Annotated in this window: 12 protein-coding genes; 1 reads left to right on the top strand and 11 read right to left on the bottom strand. The window is 63.1% G+C overall.

All coding sequences use genetic code 11. The annotated features are described in order from the left end of the window. Positions 1–36: 36 nt before the first annotated feature. The 7 genes from V6765_RS01770 to V6765_RS01740 all read right to left on the bottom strand — a co-directional run bounded on the left by V6765_RS01770 (position 37) and on the right by V6765_RS01740 (position 9,794). The gene (locus tag V6765_RS01770) at positions 37–906 is read right to left on the bottom strand and encodes a 2-hydroxy-3-oxopropionate reductase (RefSeq protein WP_448425939.1); all 870 of its coding nucleotides are present in this window, start codon (positions 904–906) and stop codon (positions 37–39) included. Positions 907–916: 10 nt separating this feature from the next. Continuing rightward, positions 917–1,693, bottom strand: a complete 777-nt coding sequence (gene hyi / locus V6765_RS01765) for a hydroxypyruvate isomerase (protein ID WP_448425938.1) — start codon at positions 1,691–1,693, stop codon at positions 917–919. An 11-nt stretch (positions 1,694–1,704) separates the two neighbouring features. Next, entirely contained in the window at positions 1,705–3,426 is a 1,722-nt protein-coding gene (locus tag V6765_RS01760) for an ABC transporter ATP-binding protein (protein WP_448425936.1), read from the bottom strand. Between the two features lie 10 nt (positions 3,427–3,436). Next, positions 3,437–4,636 (bottom strand): ABC transporter permease, encoded by a 1,200-nt coding sequence (locus tag V6765_RS01755; protein WP_448425934.1) that lies wholly within the window; start codon positions 4,634–4,636, stop codon positions 3,437–3,439. Further along, on the bottom strand, positions 4,633–5,622 hold the full coding sequence (locus V6765_RS01750) for an ABC transporter permease (RefSeq protein ID WP_448425933.1): 990 nt from the start codon (positions 5,620–5,622) through the stop codon (positions 4,633–4,635). Before V6765_RS01750 ends, V6765_RS01755 begins: the two co-directional genes overlap by 4 nt. A 43-nt stretch (positions 5,623–5,665) precedes the next feature. Beyond that, the gene (locus V6765_RS01745; RefSeq protein ID WP_448425931.1) at positions 5,666–7,774 is read right to left on the bottom strand and encodes a family 10 glycosylhydrolase; all 2,109 of its coding nucleotides are present in this window, start codon (positions 7,772–7,774) and stop codon (positions 5,666–5,668) included. A 94-nt stretch (positions 7,775–7,868) separates the two neighbouring features. Beyond that, a complete protein-coding gene (locus V6765_RS01740; protein WP_448425929.1) occupies positions 7,869–9,794 on the bottom strand; it encodes an ABC transporter substrate-binding protein in 1,926 nt (641 codons plus the stop codon). A 159-nt stretch (positions 9,795–9,953) separates the two neighbouring features. Here V6765_RS01740 and V6765_RS01735 point away from each other — a divergent pair, with 159 nt between their 5' ends. After that, positions 9,954–10,928 carry a LacI family DNA-binding transcriptional regulator gene (locus tag V6765_RS01735; RefSeq protein ID WP_448425928.1) on the top strand — a complete coding sequence of 325 codons (975 nt, stop codon included), beginning with the start codon at positions 9,954–9,956 and terminating at the stop codon, positions 10,926–10,928. Positions 10,929–10,988: 60 nt separating this feature from the next. Here the strand turns inward: V6765_RS01735 and V6765_RS01730 are convergent, their stop codons facing one another. From V6765_RS01730 to V6765_RS01715, 4 genes are all read right to left on the bottom strand, one after another. Continuing rightward, entirely contained in the window at positions 10,989–12,983 is a 1,995-nt protein-coding gene (locus V6765_RS01730; RefSeq protein ID WP_448425927.1) for a CocE/NonD family hydrolase, read from the bottom strand. Between the two features lie 73 nt (positions 12,984–13,056). Next, the gene (locus tag V6765_RS01725; protein ID WP_448426611.1) at positions 13,057–14,643 is read right to left on the bottom strand and encodes an ABC transporter ATP-binding protein; all 1,587 of its coding nucleotides are present in this window, start codon (positions 14,641–14,643) and stop codon (positions 13,057–13,059) included. Positions 14,644–14,701: 58 nt separating this feature from the next. Further along, a complete protein-coding gene (locus V6765_RS01720; RefSeq protein WP_448425925.1) occupies positions 14,702–15,526 on the bottom strand; it encodes an ABC transporter permease in 825 nt (274 codons plus the stop codon). Further along, positions 15,523–16,554 (bottom strand): ABC transporter permease, encoded by a 1,032-nt coding sequence (locus V6765_RS01715; RefSeq protein ID WP_448425923.1) that lies wholly within the window; start codon positions 16,552–16,554, stop codon positions 15,523–15,525. Before V6765_RS01715 ends, V6765_RS01720 begins: the two co-directional genes overlap by 4 nt. Positions 16,555–16,581 lie beyond the last annotated feature (27 nt).

Here is a 16,581-nt window from a genome sequence, read left to right as displayed (position 1 = left end):
GCGATTAACCTGCGCCTGAGGGCGAAGATCGCCGGCTCACAACCCCGCGAGCGCCTCCAGCGTCCGGATCAGCGCCGAGTGATCCTTGTCGCCGTCGCCCCGCGCGATCGCGGCATTCATTAGTTGCTCGGTCGCGGCCGCATTCGGCAAAGCAAGGCCGATATCGCGGGCGGCGTTGACGGCGAGCGCCATGTCCTTGCGGTGCAGGCGGATGCGGAAGCCCGGATCGAAGGTGCGTTCGATCATCCGCTCGCCATGGACCTTCATGATTGTCGAGCCGGCGAAGCCGCCCATCAGCGCCTCGCGCACCTTGGCCGGGTCCGCCCCCGCCTTCTTGGCGAACAGCAGGCCCTCGGCCACCGCTTCGATCGTCAGACCGACGATGATCTGGTTGGCGACTTTGGCGGTCTGGCCGTCGCCGACCGGGCCGACATGGGTGATGGTCTTGCCCATGGCTTCAAACAAAGGCTTGCCGCGTTCGAAATCGGCATCCGAACCGCCGACCATGATCGTCAGCGCCGCGTTCTTCGCGCCCACTTCGCCGCCGGAGACCGGGGCATCGAGATAGCCGCAGCGCTTGGCCGCGATCTTTTCCGCGAAGACCTTGGTCTCGACCGGGGAGATCGAGCTCATGTCGATCACCATCTTGCCTTCGGAAAGACCGTCCGCCACGCCGTTCTCGCCGAACAGAACGGCGTCGACATCCGGCGTATCCGGCACGATGGTGATGACGATGTCGGCGGCTTCCGCGACGGCCTTCGGCGTATCGCAGGCCGTGGCGCCCTTTTCGACCAGAAACTCCGAGACCGGCTTCACCCGGTTGATGAACAGGTCGTGGCCGGCGTCGATCAGGTGCGCCGCCATGGGACGGCCCATGAGGCCGAGGCCGATAAATCCGATTTTCATGTGATCCTCCTTAAAGCCAGGGCTTCATCCAGCCGAGGCCTTCGCTTGTGCCGGCCGAGGGCTTGTATTCGCAGCCGATGAAGCCGTCATAGCCTTCCGCGTCCAACATATTGAAAAGATAGGGATAATTGATCTCGCCCGTGCCCGGCTCATGGCGGCCGGGATTGTCGGCAAGCTGCACATGGGCGATCTTCGCCTTGAGTCGCCTATAGGTTTCGGCGAGGTCGCCCTGCATGATCTGGCTGTGATAGATGTCGTACTGGATGAACAGGTTGTCCGAGCCGACGGCATCGAGAATCCGCTCGGCATGATCCGTCGTCGAAACGAAGAAGCCCGGAATGTCACGCAGGTTGATCGGCTCCAGCAGCAGCTTGATGCCGGCTTCGTCGAGACGCGGCGCGGCGTATTTCAGGTTTTCGACCAGCGTTTGCTCGAGCGTTTCGGGCGCAACGCCGTTGGGCGCGATACCGGCGAGGCAGTTGATCTTGGAGCAGCCGAGCGCCTTGGCATAGGAAATCGCCTTGTCCACGCCCGCTTTGAATTCCTCCACCCGGTCCGGCAGACAGCCGATGCCGCGCTCGCCGCCGGCCCAGTCGCCGGCCGGCAGGTTGAACAGCGCCTGTTTGACGTTGGCGGCCTTCAGTGCTGCGGCAACCTCCTCTTCCGGGAAGTCATAAGGACTGACATATTCGACGGCCGGAAAACCATCACGAGCGGCCGCGGCGATCCGGTCGAGGAATGGCAGGTCGGCATAGAGAAACGAAAGATTGGCGGCGAATTTCGGCATTCGAAAACTCCTCAGGCAATAAATCTGGTTCGGTGCAGCATGCGCTTGTTGCGCGGGTCCGGATTTGGAACGGCGGAGATCAGGCTGCGGGTGTAGTCCTCCTCCGGCGCGGTGCATATCTGTTCGGCGCTGCCGAGCTCCACCAGCTTCCCCCGATGCATCACCGCCACCCGGTCGCAGAAATAGCGGACCACCGAGATATCGTGGGCGATGAAGATGTAGGAGAGATCGAGGCGCTTCTGCAGGTCGAGCAGCAAATCGAGGATCTGCGCCCGGATCGAGACGTCGAGCGCGGACGTCGCCTCGTCGGCGATGATCACCTTCGGGTCGAGCGCCAAGGCCCGGGCGATGCCGATGCGCTGCCGCTGGCCGCCGGAAAAGGCATGCGGATAGCGCTCCATGGCGGAGCGGTCGAGGCCGACCAGTTCCAGCAAGTCGCCGACCTTCTGCTCGATCTCACGCCCGGAAAGCTTGCCCTGCACCACCAGCGGGTCGGCAACCACCTGCCGCACCGTCATCCGCGGATTGAGCGAGGCGAAGGGGTCCTGAAACACCAGCCGGACCTGGCTGTGAAAATTGCGCAGCCCCTGCTTGTCGAGCGTCGTCACCTCGGTCTCTGTGCCATCGCCGGGGCGGTAGACGACCGAGCCGGAGGTCGGGTCGAGGACGCGGAGAATCAACCGGCCCATCGTGGTCTTGCCCGATCCGCTCTCACCGACGATGCCGAGATTTTCGCCGCGCTTCAGGTCGAATGAAACATCATCCACAGCCTTGAGGATAAAGCCCTTCTTGCCCGCGCCAGCGCCGAACACCTTGGTGAGGTTGCGCACCGACAGCACCACGTCGTCCTTCGAAGCCTCGCGGGTTTCGACGGCAACGCGCGGCTTTTCCAGCCGCACGGTCGAGGACAGGAGCTGGCGGGTATAGGGGTGCTTCGCGTTGTAAAAGATTTCATCCACCGGGCCGCGCTCGACGATCACGCCGAAGCGCATCACCGCCACCTCGTCGGCGACTTCCGCGACGACCCCAAGATCGTGGGTGATCAGCAGCATGGCCATGCCGCGCTCGACCTGCAGGCGCTTGATCAGGTCGAGGATTTCAGCCTGCGTCGTCACGTCGAGCGCGGTGGTCGGTTCATCGGCGATCAGGATATCGGGATCGCAGGCGAGCGACATGGCGATCATGGCGCGCTGGCGCATGCCGCCGGAGAACTCGAAGGTATAGCGGTCGATCATCGCCTCGGGGTTGGGGATTTCCACCTGCGACAGCAGGCTGATCGTTTCCGCCCGCGCTTCCGCCTTGCTCATATTGCGGTGCAGCCGCAGCGCCTCGATGATCTGGTCGCCGATCGTATGCACCGGCGACAGCGAGCTCATAGGCTCCTGGAAGATCAGCGAGATGCGACCGCCGCGGATGGCGCGGATCTGCTTGCCCTCGTCCGGCAGCGCGTGGATATCGACAGGTTTACCATCGGTATCGAGCACGATCGTGCCGCTGGTAATCCTGGCCGCCTTGTCAACGATCTTCAGCAGCGCTCGCGCGGTCACCGACTTGCCGGAACCGCTCTCGCCGACCAGCGCCAGCGTCTTGCCGCGATGGAGATCGAAGGTGACGTCGCGCACGGCATGCAGAATGTGCTGGCGCAGGTGGAAATCGATGGAGAGGTTCTGCACCGATAGCACCGCATCGCCGAAGCCCGGATGATCGTGAACGATGGTCTGGGGTGTGGTCATGGTCGTCGCCTCAGCTATCGTAGGGATCGGCGGCATCGCGCAGGCCGTCGCCGAGGAAGTTGAAGGAGAGCACCGCGATCACGACCGCGCCGGCGGGCCAGATCAAGAGCCACGGCGCCGTCGAGATGGTGCGGATGTTCTGCGCATCCTGCAGCAGCACGCCCCAGGAGACGACCGGGGGCTTCAGTCCGACGCCGAGGAAGGAGAGCGCGGTTTCCGCCACGATCATGGTCGGCAGCGCCAGCGTCACCACGGCAAGGATATGGCTCGTCAGCGACGGCAGGATATGGCGGAAGATGATCCGGCGCTCGTTGGAGCCGTCGAGCCTGGCGGCGGTGACGAAATCGTCGCCCCTGAGCGCGAAGAAGCGTCCGCGCACCTCGCGGGCAAGCGAGGTCCAGCCGAGCAGCGATACGATCAGCGTGATCAGGAAGTAGACCTTCAGCGGTGCCAGCGAGACCGGAATGGCGGCGGCAAGGCCGAGCCAGAGCGGGATGGTCGGCATCGCCGAGATGATCTCGATGATGCGCTGGATCAGAAGATCCACCCAGCCGCCGTAGTAGCCCGACAGCGCGCCCATCACGACGCCGAGGATCAGGCTGATGCACACCCCGATCAGGCCGATCGACATCGATACGCGCGTGCCGTAGATTACCCGGCTGAACAGGTCGCGGCCGAGCTTGTCGGCGCCGAGCAGGTAGAACGGATCGTTCGCCTTCAGGGGGCCGACCAGATGCAGATCGGATGGGAAAAGCCCCCACATCTTGTATTCCGGCCCGCGCACGAAGAAGCCGATCGGCACCACCTTGCTGTCATCCACAACGAAGGAGCGGCGCAGCGACGCCTGGTCCACAGTGACGCTATAGCCCTTCACATGCGGCAGGAATTTCCTCTCGCCGTTCTCGTCCTCGACGAAGAAGGAGATCGTCTGGGGCGGGGCGTAGGAATATTGCGGTCGGGCCGCCTGCGCCAGGTTAGGCGCCAGGAACTCGGCGAAGATGCCGATCAGATAGAGGCTCAGAATAACGATCCCCGCGACGATCGCGAGCCTGTCCTTGGCGAATTTGTGCCAGATCAGTTTCCACTGGCCGGCCGCCGCGTCGGTATCGCTGGTGACGCCTTTCTTCAGCGGCGTGATCGCGGGACGATCGAGCCCATGATGGTGCGTCGGCTCATGCAGCGCGGTTTCCTGGAAAATGTTGTCGCTCATTGGTCAAACCTTATCCGGGGATCGAGCATGGCGAGCAGGATGTCGGACACCAGCATGCCGATCAGCGTCAGAACGCCCATGAGGAGAATGAAGGAGCCGGCGAGATACATGTCCTGCGAAATCAGCGCGCGCAGAAGCAGCGGCCCGGCCGTCGGCAGATTGAGAACGATCGCGGTGATCGTGACGCCCGAGATCAGGTTGGGCAGCACCCAGCCGATCGCCGATACGAAGGGGTTGAGGGCGATGCGCACCGGATATTTGATCAGCGCCTTGGTCGGATGCAGGCCCTTGGCCCGGGCGGTGATGTAATAGGGCTTGTTGAGTTCGTCCGTCAGGTTGGCGCGCAATATCCGGATCAGCGAGGCGGTGCCCGCCGTGCCGATCACCACGACCGGGATCCACAGATGCGCCAGAAGGTCGACAAACTTGCCCCAGGACCATTCCGCATGGGCGTATTCCGGCGAGAACAGACCGCCGACGCTCTGGCCCATCACCTTGTAGGAGAAATACATCAGCGTCAGCGCCAGAATGAAGTTCGGGATCGCAAGGCCGAGAAAGCCGAAGAAGGTGAAGACATGGTCGCCGAGCGAATGGCGCTTCACCGCCGAATAGATGCCGATCGGCAGCGACACTGCCCAGACGAACAGCAGCGAGGCGACCGAGACGGCAAGCGTCGCGCCCATGCGCTCCCAGATCAATTCGCTGACCGGCCGCTTCCACTCGAAGGACTGGCCGAAATCGCCATGCAGGAGAATGCCGGAAATCCACTTGTAGTACTGGACGTAGATCGGATCGTCGAAGCCGTAGATTTCCCTCAACCGCGCGATCTCCGCCGGGTCGAAAGCTTGGCCGCTGTCGCTCATCGAGGCGATCAGCGAGGTAACATAGTCGCCCGGCGGAAGCTGGATGATGACGAAGGCAATGATCGAAATGCCGAACAGGGTCGGGATCATGTATATGATCCGCATAATGATATAGCGCAGCATCAGCGTCCTCCCGTCCGAGCTGTCCTTGTGGTTTCCGACACTATCATGACCAGCGGACCTCGACCGTTTCCAGAAGGTCGATTTCGGGAACATCGACCTCCACCGTGCCATCCGTCGTCCGGTATTCGGCCGTCTTGCCGGCGATCAGCAATTGCGCGTCCTGGACGGACCGACCCTCGGGGATCGCGATCGAGACCGTGTGCGGACCAACCGGATAGATCGATCGCGTCGGCCCCTTGAACATCATCGGATTGGTGAGGTTGAACAGCAGAACGGCAAGCGTATCGCCGCTCTCGCGCACCGCGATATCCAGCACCGAATGCCCGGAAACGCTGACGCGCGACCTGCCGCCCATCGCCCAGCGTACGGCGTTTTCGATCAGTCGCTGATGATCGGCGGTCAGCACCTCCCAGAAGATGCTGCCGATATTCCACGGGATATAGACCGTGCGGCCGCCGGCCTCGGTTTCGCGGGTGACGACCGCGGCGCCGCGCGGCTCCTCGCGGGGGTAGACTTCCTCCATCGGCAGATCCGGAAAGTCCGGAATGCCGAGGAACGGCGTCTCGGTGCCCGCAACGGTTTCGACCTCGGCAAGCTTGGTGCCGCCGATGATCCGCCCGGCGCCTTCATAGCCCCGCGTGAGCGGGTGGTCGCCGGAAAGGACGATATAGCTGTTCTTGACCGGCCCGCGCGCCAGCGCTGTTCGCTTCAACCCGAACACGTCGCCAAGCGCGAATGCGTCGCGCGCATTGCCGCTTTCATCGCGCATCGCCGTTTCGTGGGCGGCAATCAGGCTGCCGCCGCGCGCGGCATAGTCTCTCAGGAGCGCGCACTGGGCATCGGACAGATTGGAGGCATTGGCGAGAATGACCAGCTTGAAGCGATCCAGGCTTTCCGCCGTCATTGCCTCGTCGGAGAGGAATTCGAAGGGCAGCTTCGCCTCGATCAGTGCATGGTAGAAGCCAAGATCATCACCCTCGGCCTGCCGGCGCTCGTCGCGCGCCCAGTTCTTCAGCGTCGTGGTGGGGTCGATGATCGCGATCTCGGCGGTCGGCGTCGTTGCCTCGAGCATCGCCTGGAGCTTCTCGTGCTTTTCGAAACCGGCGGCGACCGGGGCGACCCAGCGCTCATCCGGCACCACGCCGTTGAACTTGGTGAACCAGGGCAGCATGCCGTGGGTGACGCCATTCGCGATCCAGCTTTCGATTTCCGCTGCAGTGGTGACGGAATCCTTCCAGCGATACTGCTCCTCCGGCCCGATCGAGGTGATCAGCACCACGGGGCGGTCGCGGAAGGTGGCGCGCATCCGCTTGGCGTTGCGGCCAGCAAGCCAGATCGGCTCCAGCCCGCGCCGGCCCTGATGATCGACGACCAGGAAGGGGCAGTGTTTCTCGATCAGGCCGATATCGAATTCCATCAGCGACTCACCGCCCATATTGGGAATGAAGCTCGCATGCGGCCGGATCGCCTTGACGTCATTATCCCAGGCGATGACCATGCGGGTCAGCACCTCGCGGCGCCAAGCAGACCATGCCCGCCATGCGGGATCGTTGACGTCGCTGGTCATCGGCAGATCGAAGCCGGTGGCGCCCTTGAAGCGGGTCCTGCAGCTCTCGCAATAGCACACGCCATGGCCCTGCCAACGATTGGCGAAAATCGCGTCGATATCGTAGTCGCGGGTAATTTCCTTCACGATCTGCGGCATGAACTTATTGTTGTAATCGCCATAGGCGCAGGTAACCCAGACATCGGGAAACGCCCAGTGACGGCGGGGATTTCCGTCCTTGTCGACGGCGATCCATTCGGGATGCGCATCGGCGGCATCCTGATGGATGGCGTGCGGATCGACGCGGGCCATGACATGCATGCCGAGCGATCGCGCGCCATCGACGAGGCGGCCGAACGGATCGGTGTCGCCAAGATATTTGCTGACATAATGCAGCGGAACCTTGGACGGGTAAAAGCCGATATAGCCACCGGCGGACAGGCAGACCGCGTTGGAACGGGTGCGTTGGAACACATCGATCCAGAAGTCCGGATCGAACTTGACCGGGTCGTTCTCGACCAGCGTGAGCTGGGTCCAGCGGGTGGCGGTCTTATACCAGTCCGGCGTTCTGAGACTGGCGGCTGCGATCGGGTCGATGGGCTTCATGTGTCGGTTCCGTTAGGTAAGGCGGGGCTGGTGCCGGCCCGTGGAGGAACGGGCCGGCCCTTGGTCGGTCGAAGGTGACAGATGTTTCTGCCGATCAGTTCTTGAAGAACTGCTCCGGCGCCGACGGTCCGGGCGTCGGCCAGCCGAACGAATTCGGCATGACCGGCATGGTGTTGACCATGTCGTTCTTGATCACGCCGTAACCATCCGGGGGCAGGCTGACGCCGAAGACGAGGAACTGGTCGGCGGCATTGTTCAGGAGTTCCAGCATGATCTCGTGCTGCTTGTCCTGATCGCCGGTCGCCAGCAATTTCTTGTAGAGTTCTTGCTGCGCCTTCACTTCTTCCGGCGGCTCGATGGCGGCGTCATTGTCCGGCTGGTTGAAGTGCAGGGCCCAACCCTGGGCATAGAGCGCATTGGTGTTGAACGGTACGAAGTAGCGCGGATCGAGCATCGCCGCGACGCCGCTGTTTGCGCCGAACTGGTGGGCCGTGGCGTCAAACTCGCGGCCATGGCGCACGCGGGTTTCCCAGAGCGAGCGGTCCATGGTGCGGATCTGCGCATCGATGCCAACATCGCGGAAGTTGGGTATCGCAAGCTGGAACATGTCGAGGAAGGTGGTGCGCACCTGATCTATCTCGAAGATGATCGTCACGCGCCGGCCTTCGGAATCGAGCCGGAACCCCTCGCTGTCCTTGTTGGGCAGGATCTCGTCCAGGATCGCATTGGCCTTTTCCGGATCGTATTCCGTGTACTGCTTGGCGAGCCGCTCGACATAGAGGGGATCGCCTTCCACGATCGAAGGCTGGGCCGGCGCGCCCTGGCCGACGAACACGGCATCGAGCATCGCCTGGCGATCGATGGCGTGGGACAGCGCCACGCGGAAATCGCGGTTGTTGTAGAGCGCGTTTTTGACCGGATCGGTGTGGTTCAGATTGAGCTGGAAAACCATCACATTGGCCGCGGTTTCCTTCAGCGTGTAGAAGTGGAAATCGCCGCTTTCCTGCGCATCGTAGAGCACCGGCTTGTTGGCGGGCGTTGCGATATACTGGTCCATCATGTCGATCTCGCCCTGAAGCGTCTTCAGGAGAAGCACTTCCGGATCGCCGACCATCTGGTAGTTGATCTCATCGAAATAGGGCAGTTGCGTGCCTTCGGGATCGACCTTCCAGTAATAGGGATTGCGCACGGCGACAGCGCGTTCGGTGTCTTCGCCGGGCGCGATCGTGAACTTCCAGGCATTCAGCGTCGGACGGTTGGAATTCTGGAAGAAGTCATTGTCCTGCTGCACGCCGCATTCGCGCTGGAACAACGCCACCCAGCTTTCATAGCCGCGCTCCTTGGCGAGTTCGTTGGCATCCGGATTGTACTTGATGTGGAACTGCTTGAGGTAATGCTTCGGCGTGCGGGTGATCTGGTCCTGCTGTGCCCAGGCGAGTTGCTGGGCGAAGAAGCCGTTCGGCTGCGCGAACTTGACCTTGAAGGTCTGCTCGTCGACCACTTCCAGCTCTGCAACCGAACCGTCGGTCGAATACCAGAAGGCCTGATCGCCGATGGTCAGTTCCGGGTTCTGGAAAACGTCCTCATACCAGAACTTTACATCCTCGGTGGTGTAGGGCTCGCCGTCCGACCACTTCATGCCCTTGCGCAGCGTGAAGGTATATTCGGTGGAATCCTCGTTGACCTCGAAGGATTCCGCGACATTGGGCGTGACGCCGGACCAGTCGGGCGTGAAGCGCACCATCGGCTCATAGCCCTGATAGCGCACCAGCATGGACAGCGATCCGCCGCCGACCAGCGCATGGTTCCACGTGCCACCCTGCGTGCCCGGCTGATCGCGGGGCGTGATCACCAGCGGGTTTTCCGGCAGGCGCTCGGCGACCGGGGGAAGATCGCCGGCCTTTACCGCTTCTTCCAGATTGGGCGACTTGTATTCCATTTCAGCCCAGGCGGGCAGCGCCAGCAGAGCGGCAAACGCCGTCCCTGCCGCGAGAAAAGCTCTGCGGCTCAAATTCCTCATGGATTTTCCTCCTACTGTCGATGCTCCGTTATCCTTCATCGACTAACAACTAGCTTGAAATAGAAGTTTTGTTATGTAAAGCGTTAGGTTCAGTTTTTTTGAACCGTGGCATTGCGCGCCCTTTCGGGCCATAATGCCGCATGAATGTGAGGAGCCACCGTGTCGCGCGTAACGATCCAGACCATTGCCGACGAAACCGGACTTTCGAAATTCGCGGTGTCTCGCGCGCTTTCGGGCAAGAGCGGCGTCAGCGAGGCGACGCGGCTGAAGGTCAACGAAACGGCCGTGCGCCTCGGCTACCGCAAGACCGCATCCAGCAGCCGCGTGCTCGGCGTCGTCTTCGATGATAACGATATCACCAACACCGAACTCCATATGCAGATCCAGAACGGCGTCCAGCGCGAGGCCCAGCTACTGGGATATGCCCTGCGCATTCGCAGCACGCGCAACGGCATGGAACTCGAGGCGCTGGCGGAGGAGTGCAGCGGCCTGCTGATCGTCGGTCTGCATGACGAGGAGAACCTCAGGCGGCTTCACAATTCAGGCATTCCGATCGTGCGCAACAGCTGGCTGGAGCCGCTGGAGCCGGTCGATCAGGTAGGCGCGACCGACCATGAGGCGGGCTCCGCGGTCGGCCGCTTTCTTCTGGATCTCGGTCACCGCACGATCGTCTATATCCATGGCGATCCGCGCTTTCGCGGGCGCATGGAGCGGCTTTACGGTTTGCGCGAGGTGTGCGAGCGCGCGCCGGATGCCGTCCTCCACGATCTCATTTTGGAGGAGGGACGCGATTTCGGCGAGGCCTTCGGGCGGCTGATCACGGACATCGAAAAGCCGACGGCATTCTTCTGCGCCCATGACGGGCTTGCGCTGGCGGTGATTTCCGAACTGCTTGCCCGCGGCTACCGGATACCGCGCGATGCCTCCGTTGTCGGCTTCGGCGATTACTCCGCCGCCCAGCAGATTTCGCCGCAGATGACGACGGTGAGGGTGCCGGGCGTCGATATTGGCCGAATGGCGACGCGCGTGCTGCACCAGCGCATCTCCAATCAGGACTTCCCCGCCTGCCCGCTGCGCCTCCACGTGCCCTGTCAGATCATAGAACGGCAATCCACCGGGCCCGCGCCGAGGTGAGTGATCTCAACCGGCTCGCCTTTAGGAGAGCCGGCTGGCAGTGGCCGCCGTCGCGACGGCTCACATGAAGTCGCGGGGGATGCGCTGTTCGAACGACTTGGCGAAGATTTCCTGCTCGCCTTCGAAGGCCGTCACGCTGGCCGTGATGATCCAGTCGTGTTCGGTGCAGCGCATTGTCGTGGTGGTCTTTGTCGAGACCGACCAGCCGTCGCGTTCAAGCCGGATGGTCCAGTCGATATCGCCCGCCATCGACAGCGGGTCGTTGGGGTCGATCGACCAGTCCTCATTGCGGATTTCCTGGGTGCGCAGGCCGTTGACAGGATGCACTTCCAGCCCCGCATCCTCGTAGATGCGATAGTGCGTCAGGCCGGTGACCAGATCCTTTTCGACCGAGCGGCGGGTTTCCTCCGGCTGGCGCATTTCATATTGCGGCAGCGGATCGGGGTTTTCCGGTTCGGCGACGGCGATACGCTCATGCTGGCCCAGAAGCGGCAGGGCAAGGCGGATGGTGGCCGTATCGATCGTGAGCCCCAGCGCCTGAGGCGAGGGAAGGATGATCGGCCAGTAACTCGTCGAAAGCGCGAGCTTGATGCGATGGCCCGGCGCGAAGCGATAGCCCATTGCGTCAAGCTTCATGGCAATGCGCGTCTTTTCGCCGCGCGGCATGTTGGCCGGCGTTTCGTTGCCGTTGCGATGGGCGAGGTTCAAAACGCCGTAGCAGGCGCGGGTTTCCGTGCCATCGGGATGGACATCGATAATCCGGACGGCGAGGTTTTCCCAGTCGCCATCGCAGGCGACATCGACGGTGAGTTCCGGCGCGCCGAGATAGACAGCCTCTTCCGCAAGCGGTGCGGTCTGGAAGATCAGCGAACCGCCGTTGTCGACCCGCTGGTCGCCGGCGATTTCTGCGTCGGGCTTCAACGTGAACCACTCGCCGCCGCTGATGCCGGTATCGAGCGGCGAGCGCAGATAGATGTCGCCCGTGCCTTCGCTGGCGCCGGTCGCGTTGAGCGTGCCGTCGACTCCGACCGTCAGGGTGTCCGTCTCTGGCGCTTCCCAGGACTGCTTTGCGACCCAGTAGCCGGGATCGCGGTCGCGCCTCAACGCCGGGCGCGGTCCGTCGAGGATATAGGCGCGCATTTGCGGGAGCTGTTCAGCACCATTATCGGCATCGTCCAGCCAGCGCTTCCACCAGGCGATGGCCTCGGCGTGGAAATCCATGCGCGGCTTCGGCCAGGCGAAATGCGGATATTTGTGCACCCATGGGCCGACAATCGCCTTGCCCCTGTCGCCGAGGCCCTCGATCGCCTTCAGCGGCGTGTTGCGATAGCCATCCGCCCAGCCGGCGATCACCAGCGCGGGAACCGGAAATCCCTCGAAGTCCTCGCAGATCGAACCGTGTTTCCAGAAATCGTCGCGGCGCTGATGGGCAAGCCATTCCTCCATGAAGAAGGGCTGGCCTTCCAGCCGCTCCAGCCACATCGCCTTCCACCGGTCGCGGACGAGATCGATATCCGGGGTGCGCGACTGATAGGCCAGCATCGTGCCCGCCCAGGAGAGCTGGGCGGAGAGGTGCGTGCCGTTCTTGTAGTGAATATCGTCATTGTAGCGGTCGACGGTGGAGGCGATCGAGATCACGGCCTTCAACTGCGGCGGCTTGAGGGCGGCCACCTGCAGGCAGTTGAACCCACCCCAGGAAATGCCCATCATGCCGACATTGCCGTTCGACCAGGGCTGTGCGGCGATCCATTCGAGGATTTCGCAGGCATCGGAGAGTTCGCGCGGCGTGTATTCGCCATCGATGACGCCTTCGGATTCGCCTGACCCGCGGATATCGACCCGCACGCCGGCAATGCCGGCGGCGGCGAAGACCGGATAGGTGGATTCGTCGCGCGGGTCGGTTCCGCCGCGCTTGCGATAGGGAAGATATTCCAGCACGGTAGGCACCGGCTTGTCAGCCGCGCCGTCCGGCATCCAGATTCGCGTTGCGAGCCGCGTGCCGTCCTTGAGCGTGATCCACTGGTCCTCGGACGTCGTAAAACCTTGTTTCACCATGGTTTTGACCTTTTCGTATTCGGTTCTGTCGGTAAGGGGGCGCGGGCCGGAGGGGCGGCCCGGCCGGAATGTGTCAGTTGCCGGCGCTGGAAGTCCTGCGGCTGGCAAGCACCTCTTCCAGCCAGCCGATCTTCATTTCGGGCACGGATTTCAGCAGCAGATCGGTATAGTCGTCGAAGGGCGGGGACAGCGCCTCCGCCTTGGGGCCGAAACGGACCAGCCTGCCCTGATGCATCACCGCAACGCTGTCGGCAATCGCCCGGACAATGGCGATGTCGTGGGTGATGAAGATGTAGGACAGCTGCTTTTCCTTCTGAAGCTGCAAGAGCAGTTTCAAAATGCCGTCGGCCACCAGCGGGTCGAGCGCCGAGGTCGGCTCGTCGCAGATGATCAGCTCCGGCCGTGCAGCCAGCGCGCGGGCAATCGCCACGCGCTGTTTCTGGCCGCCGGAAAGCTCGGCGGGATAGCGGTCGTAAAAGCCGCTCCCCATCTCGATCTGCTCGAGCAACTCGTTGACGCGGCTGCGGCGGGCCGAACCGCGCAGACCCTCGTAGAATGTCACCGCCCGGCCGATGATGCCGCCGACGGTCTGGCGCGGGTTCATGGCGGTGTCGGCCATCTGGTAGATCAGCTGAAGCTGCCGCAGCTCCTCGCGGCTGCGGTTCTTCAGCGCCGGCGGCAGGTCTTTTCCATTGAAACGCACGCTACCGGCTGTCGGCGGCAGAAGCCCGGTGGCGACCCGCGCGAGCGTCGATTTGCCCGAGCCGGATTCGCCGACAATCGCAAGCGTCTGTCCCTTCGGAACATGCAGCGACACATCAAACAGCACCGGCATGGTGCCGTAGGAGGCCGAGATGTTGGTCATCTCGAAGAAGCGGTCTGACTGGTCGGCGGCCTCGTCATGACGGATCGCGCGGACATTCACCAGTTCGCGGGTATATTCGGCATCCGGATTCTCGATGATCTTTTCGACGCTGCCATATTCCACGGACTCGCCATTGCGCAGCACCATGATGTCGTCGGCGACCTGCGCCACAACCGCGAGGTCATGGGTGATGTAGAGCGCGGCGGTTCCGGTCTTGGCAATCGCGTTCTTGATGGCGGCCAGAACGTCGATCTGGGTGGTGACGTCCAGCGCCGTGGTCGGCTCGTCGAAGACGATCAGTTCCGGACGGCTGCAGAGCGCCATCGCCGTCATCGCCCGTTGCAGCTGCCCGCCGGAGACCTGATGGGGGTAGCGGTTGCCGAATGTTTCCGGGTCCGGCAGGCCGAGTATGCCGAACAGTTCAACAGCCCTTTGGCGGGCCTCGCCACGACTCATCAGCCCGTGGCGCACGGTCGCCTCGATCACCTGATCGCCGAGCTTGTGGGCCGGGTTGAACGAGGCTGCCGCCGATTGTGAGACGTAGCAGACCCGCGCGCCGCGCAGCGCCCGCGTACCGGATTTGCCGAGCTTCAGGATATCGACGCCATCGAGCAGCACTTCGCCGCCGGTGATGGTGACGCCGCCGCGCCCATAGGCGAGCGGTGAAAGCCCGATGGTGGACTTGCCGGCGCCCGATTCCCCGATCAGCCCGAGCACCTTGCCGCGTTCCAGCGTGAAGCTCACGCCCTTGACGATCTCGATCGGATGCGGGCGCTCGCCCGGCGGATAAGCCATCGCGCCGATCTGCAGGTCGCGGACCTGAAGCAGAGGGGTTTCGTCCTGCGTTTGAAGATCAGCCACCACGGCCTCCTTTCAGGCTGGATGTGCGTTTCAGCAGCCAGTCGACGACGAGATTGATGGAGATGGTGAGCGCGGCAATCGCGGCTCCCGGCACCAGAGCGGCGGACACGCCGAAGATGATGCCGTCCTTGTTGTCCTTGACCATGCCGCCCCAGTCGGCGGTCGGCGGCTGGATGCCGAGGCCGAGGAACGACAGGGTGGAGATGAACAGCACGGCGAAGGCGAGCCGCAGGCCGAATTCGGCCAGCAGCGGCGTCATCGCGTTGGGCAGGATCTCGCGGAACACGATCCAGACCGTCTTCTCGCCGCGCAGCCTTGCCGCCTCGACGAAATCCATGACCGCGATGTCGAGCGCCAGCGCCCGGCCGAGGCGGAACACGCGGGTGGAATCGAGCACCGCCATGACCACGATCAGCACGAGCAGGTTCTGCGGCAGCGCCGCCAGCACGATCAGCGCGAAGATCAGCGTCGGGATCGACATCATCAGGTCGTTGAGGCGCGACAGGCCCATATCGATCATCCCGCGCGTGACGGCCGCGACGAAGCTCAGGACAACCCCCAGCGAGAAGGCAAGTACGGTGGCGCAGATCGACACGAACAGCGTCATGCGCGCGCCATAGATCATGCGCGACAGCAGGTCCCGGCCGAGATTGTCGGTCCCGAGCGGAAAGGCCGCGCTCGCCGCCTCCCAGGGGCTTCCGACAACCTGGTTTTCGCCGTAGGGCGCGAGAAAGGGCGCAAAGACGGCGGCGATGACGGCAATGGCGATACCGGCCATGCCGATCCACGCCGTCAGCGGAATGGATCTTATGTTCATCGTGGATGCCTCAGGCGCGGATTGACGAGAATGGAAAGGATATCGGCGACCATATTGAGCAGAATGTAGATCGACGCGAACACCAGCCCGCAGCCCTGCACCACCGGCAAGTCGCGTATCGTCACCGCATCGACCATGTACTGCCCCATGCCCGGATAGACGAAGACCACCTCGACCACGACGACGCCGACGATCAGATAGGCGAGGTTGAGAGCCACGACATTGATGATCGGCGCCAGCGCGTTGGGGGCGGCATGTTTGACGATTGCCCGCAACGCCCCGATGCCTTTCAGCTCGGCGGTTTCCATATAGGCGGAGGACATCACATTGATGATCGCCGCCCGCGTCATCCGCATCATGTGGGCGAGCACCACCAGCACCAGCGTCGCCACCGGCAGGATGATGACCTGAAGCTTCTGCCACAGGCTCATACTGTCATAGACCGTGGCCGGAAAGGCCGCGACCGGATGCTGGACCACGAACACCATGATCAGCAGATAGGCGACGAAGAATTCCGGCAGCGAGACGGCGGCGAGCGAGACGAGGTTGATCAGCCGGTCCGCCAGCCGGTCGCGATAAAGCACGGCGAGAAGCCCAAGGCCGACGGCGAGCGGAACGGCGATCACCGCCGCCGCGCCCGCCAGAAGCAGCGAGTTGCCGAGCCGGGCGGCAATCTGGCCGCTGACGGACTGGCCGCTCGCCCAGGACGTTCCGAAATCGCCGTGCAATATGCCGACGAGCCAGTCGAAATAGCGGGTCACGAGCGGCTGGTCGAGGCCGAATTCGGCGCGCAGATTCGCGATCGCCTGCGGCGTTGCCGCCTGACCGAGATAGGTCTCGGCGAAATCGCCGGGCAGGATTTCGATCCCGGCGAAAATCAGGATCGAACTGGCGAGAAGCAGGCCGATGCCGAGCACGATCCGCTCTCCGATACGGCTTGCCATGGGAAAGCGCGCGCGCAGGACCACGAGGGGGCCGGGCGGCGGCGCGCCGACAGGGGCGGTTGGGGTTGGTTGCGTTTCTGTCATGGGGGATGTGAAAGCCGCGGCGTGATC

It is taken from the genome of Martelella sp. FOR1707, from assembly GCF_053484265.1.
The sequence above is the reverse complement of the archived record's forward strand: the minus strand, read 5'-3'. Positions and strand labels throughout refer to the sequence as shown.

Coding starts and splice junctions, on each gene's coding strand:
- V6765_RS01755 (WP_448425934.1), bottom strand. CDS start 4,636: ATGAGCGACAACATTTTCCAGGAAACCGCGCTGCATGAGCCGACGCAC.
- V6765_RS01720 (WP_448425925.1), bottom strand. CDS start 15,526: ATGAACATAAGATCCATTCCGCTGACGGCGTGGATCGGCATGGCCGGT.
- V6765_RS01750 (WP_448425933.1), bottom strand. CDS start 5,622: ATGCTGCGCTATATCATTATGCGGATCATATACATGATCCCGACCCTG.
- V6765_RS01745 (WP_448425931.1), bottom strand. CDS start 7,774: ATGAAGCCCATCGACCCGATCGCAGCCGCCAGTCTCAGAACGCCGGAC.
- V6765_RS01760 (WP_448425936.1), bottom strand. CDS start 3,426: ATGACCACACCCCAGACCATCGTTCACGATCATCCGGGCTTCGGCGAT.
- V6765_RS01740 (WP_448425929.1), bottom strand. CDS start 9,794: ATGAGGAATTTGAGCCGCAGAGCTTTTCTCGCGGCAGGGACGGCGTTT.
- hyi (WP_448425938.1), bottom strand. CDS start 1,693: ATGCCGAAATTCGCCGCCAATCTTTCGTTTCTCTATGCCGACCTGCCA.
- V6765_RS01725 (WP_448426611.1), bottom strand. CDS start 14,643: ATGGCTTATCCGCCGGGCGAGCGCCCGCATCCGATCGAGATCGTCAAG.
- V6765_RS01730 (WP_448425927.1), bottom strand. CDS start 12,983: ATGGTGAAACAAGGTTTTACGACGTCCGAGGACCAGTGGATCACGCTC.
- V6765_RS01770 (WP_448425939.1), bottom strand. CDS start 906: ATGAAAATCGGATTTATCGGCCTCGGCCTCATGGGCCGTCCCATGGCG.
- V6765_RS01715 (WP_448425923.1), bottom strand. CDS start 16,554: ATGACAGAAACGCAACCAACCCCAACCGCCCCTGTCGGCGCGCCGCCG.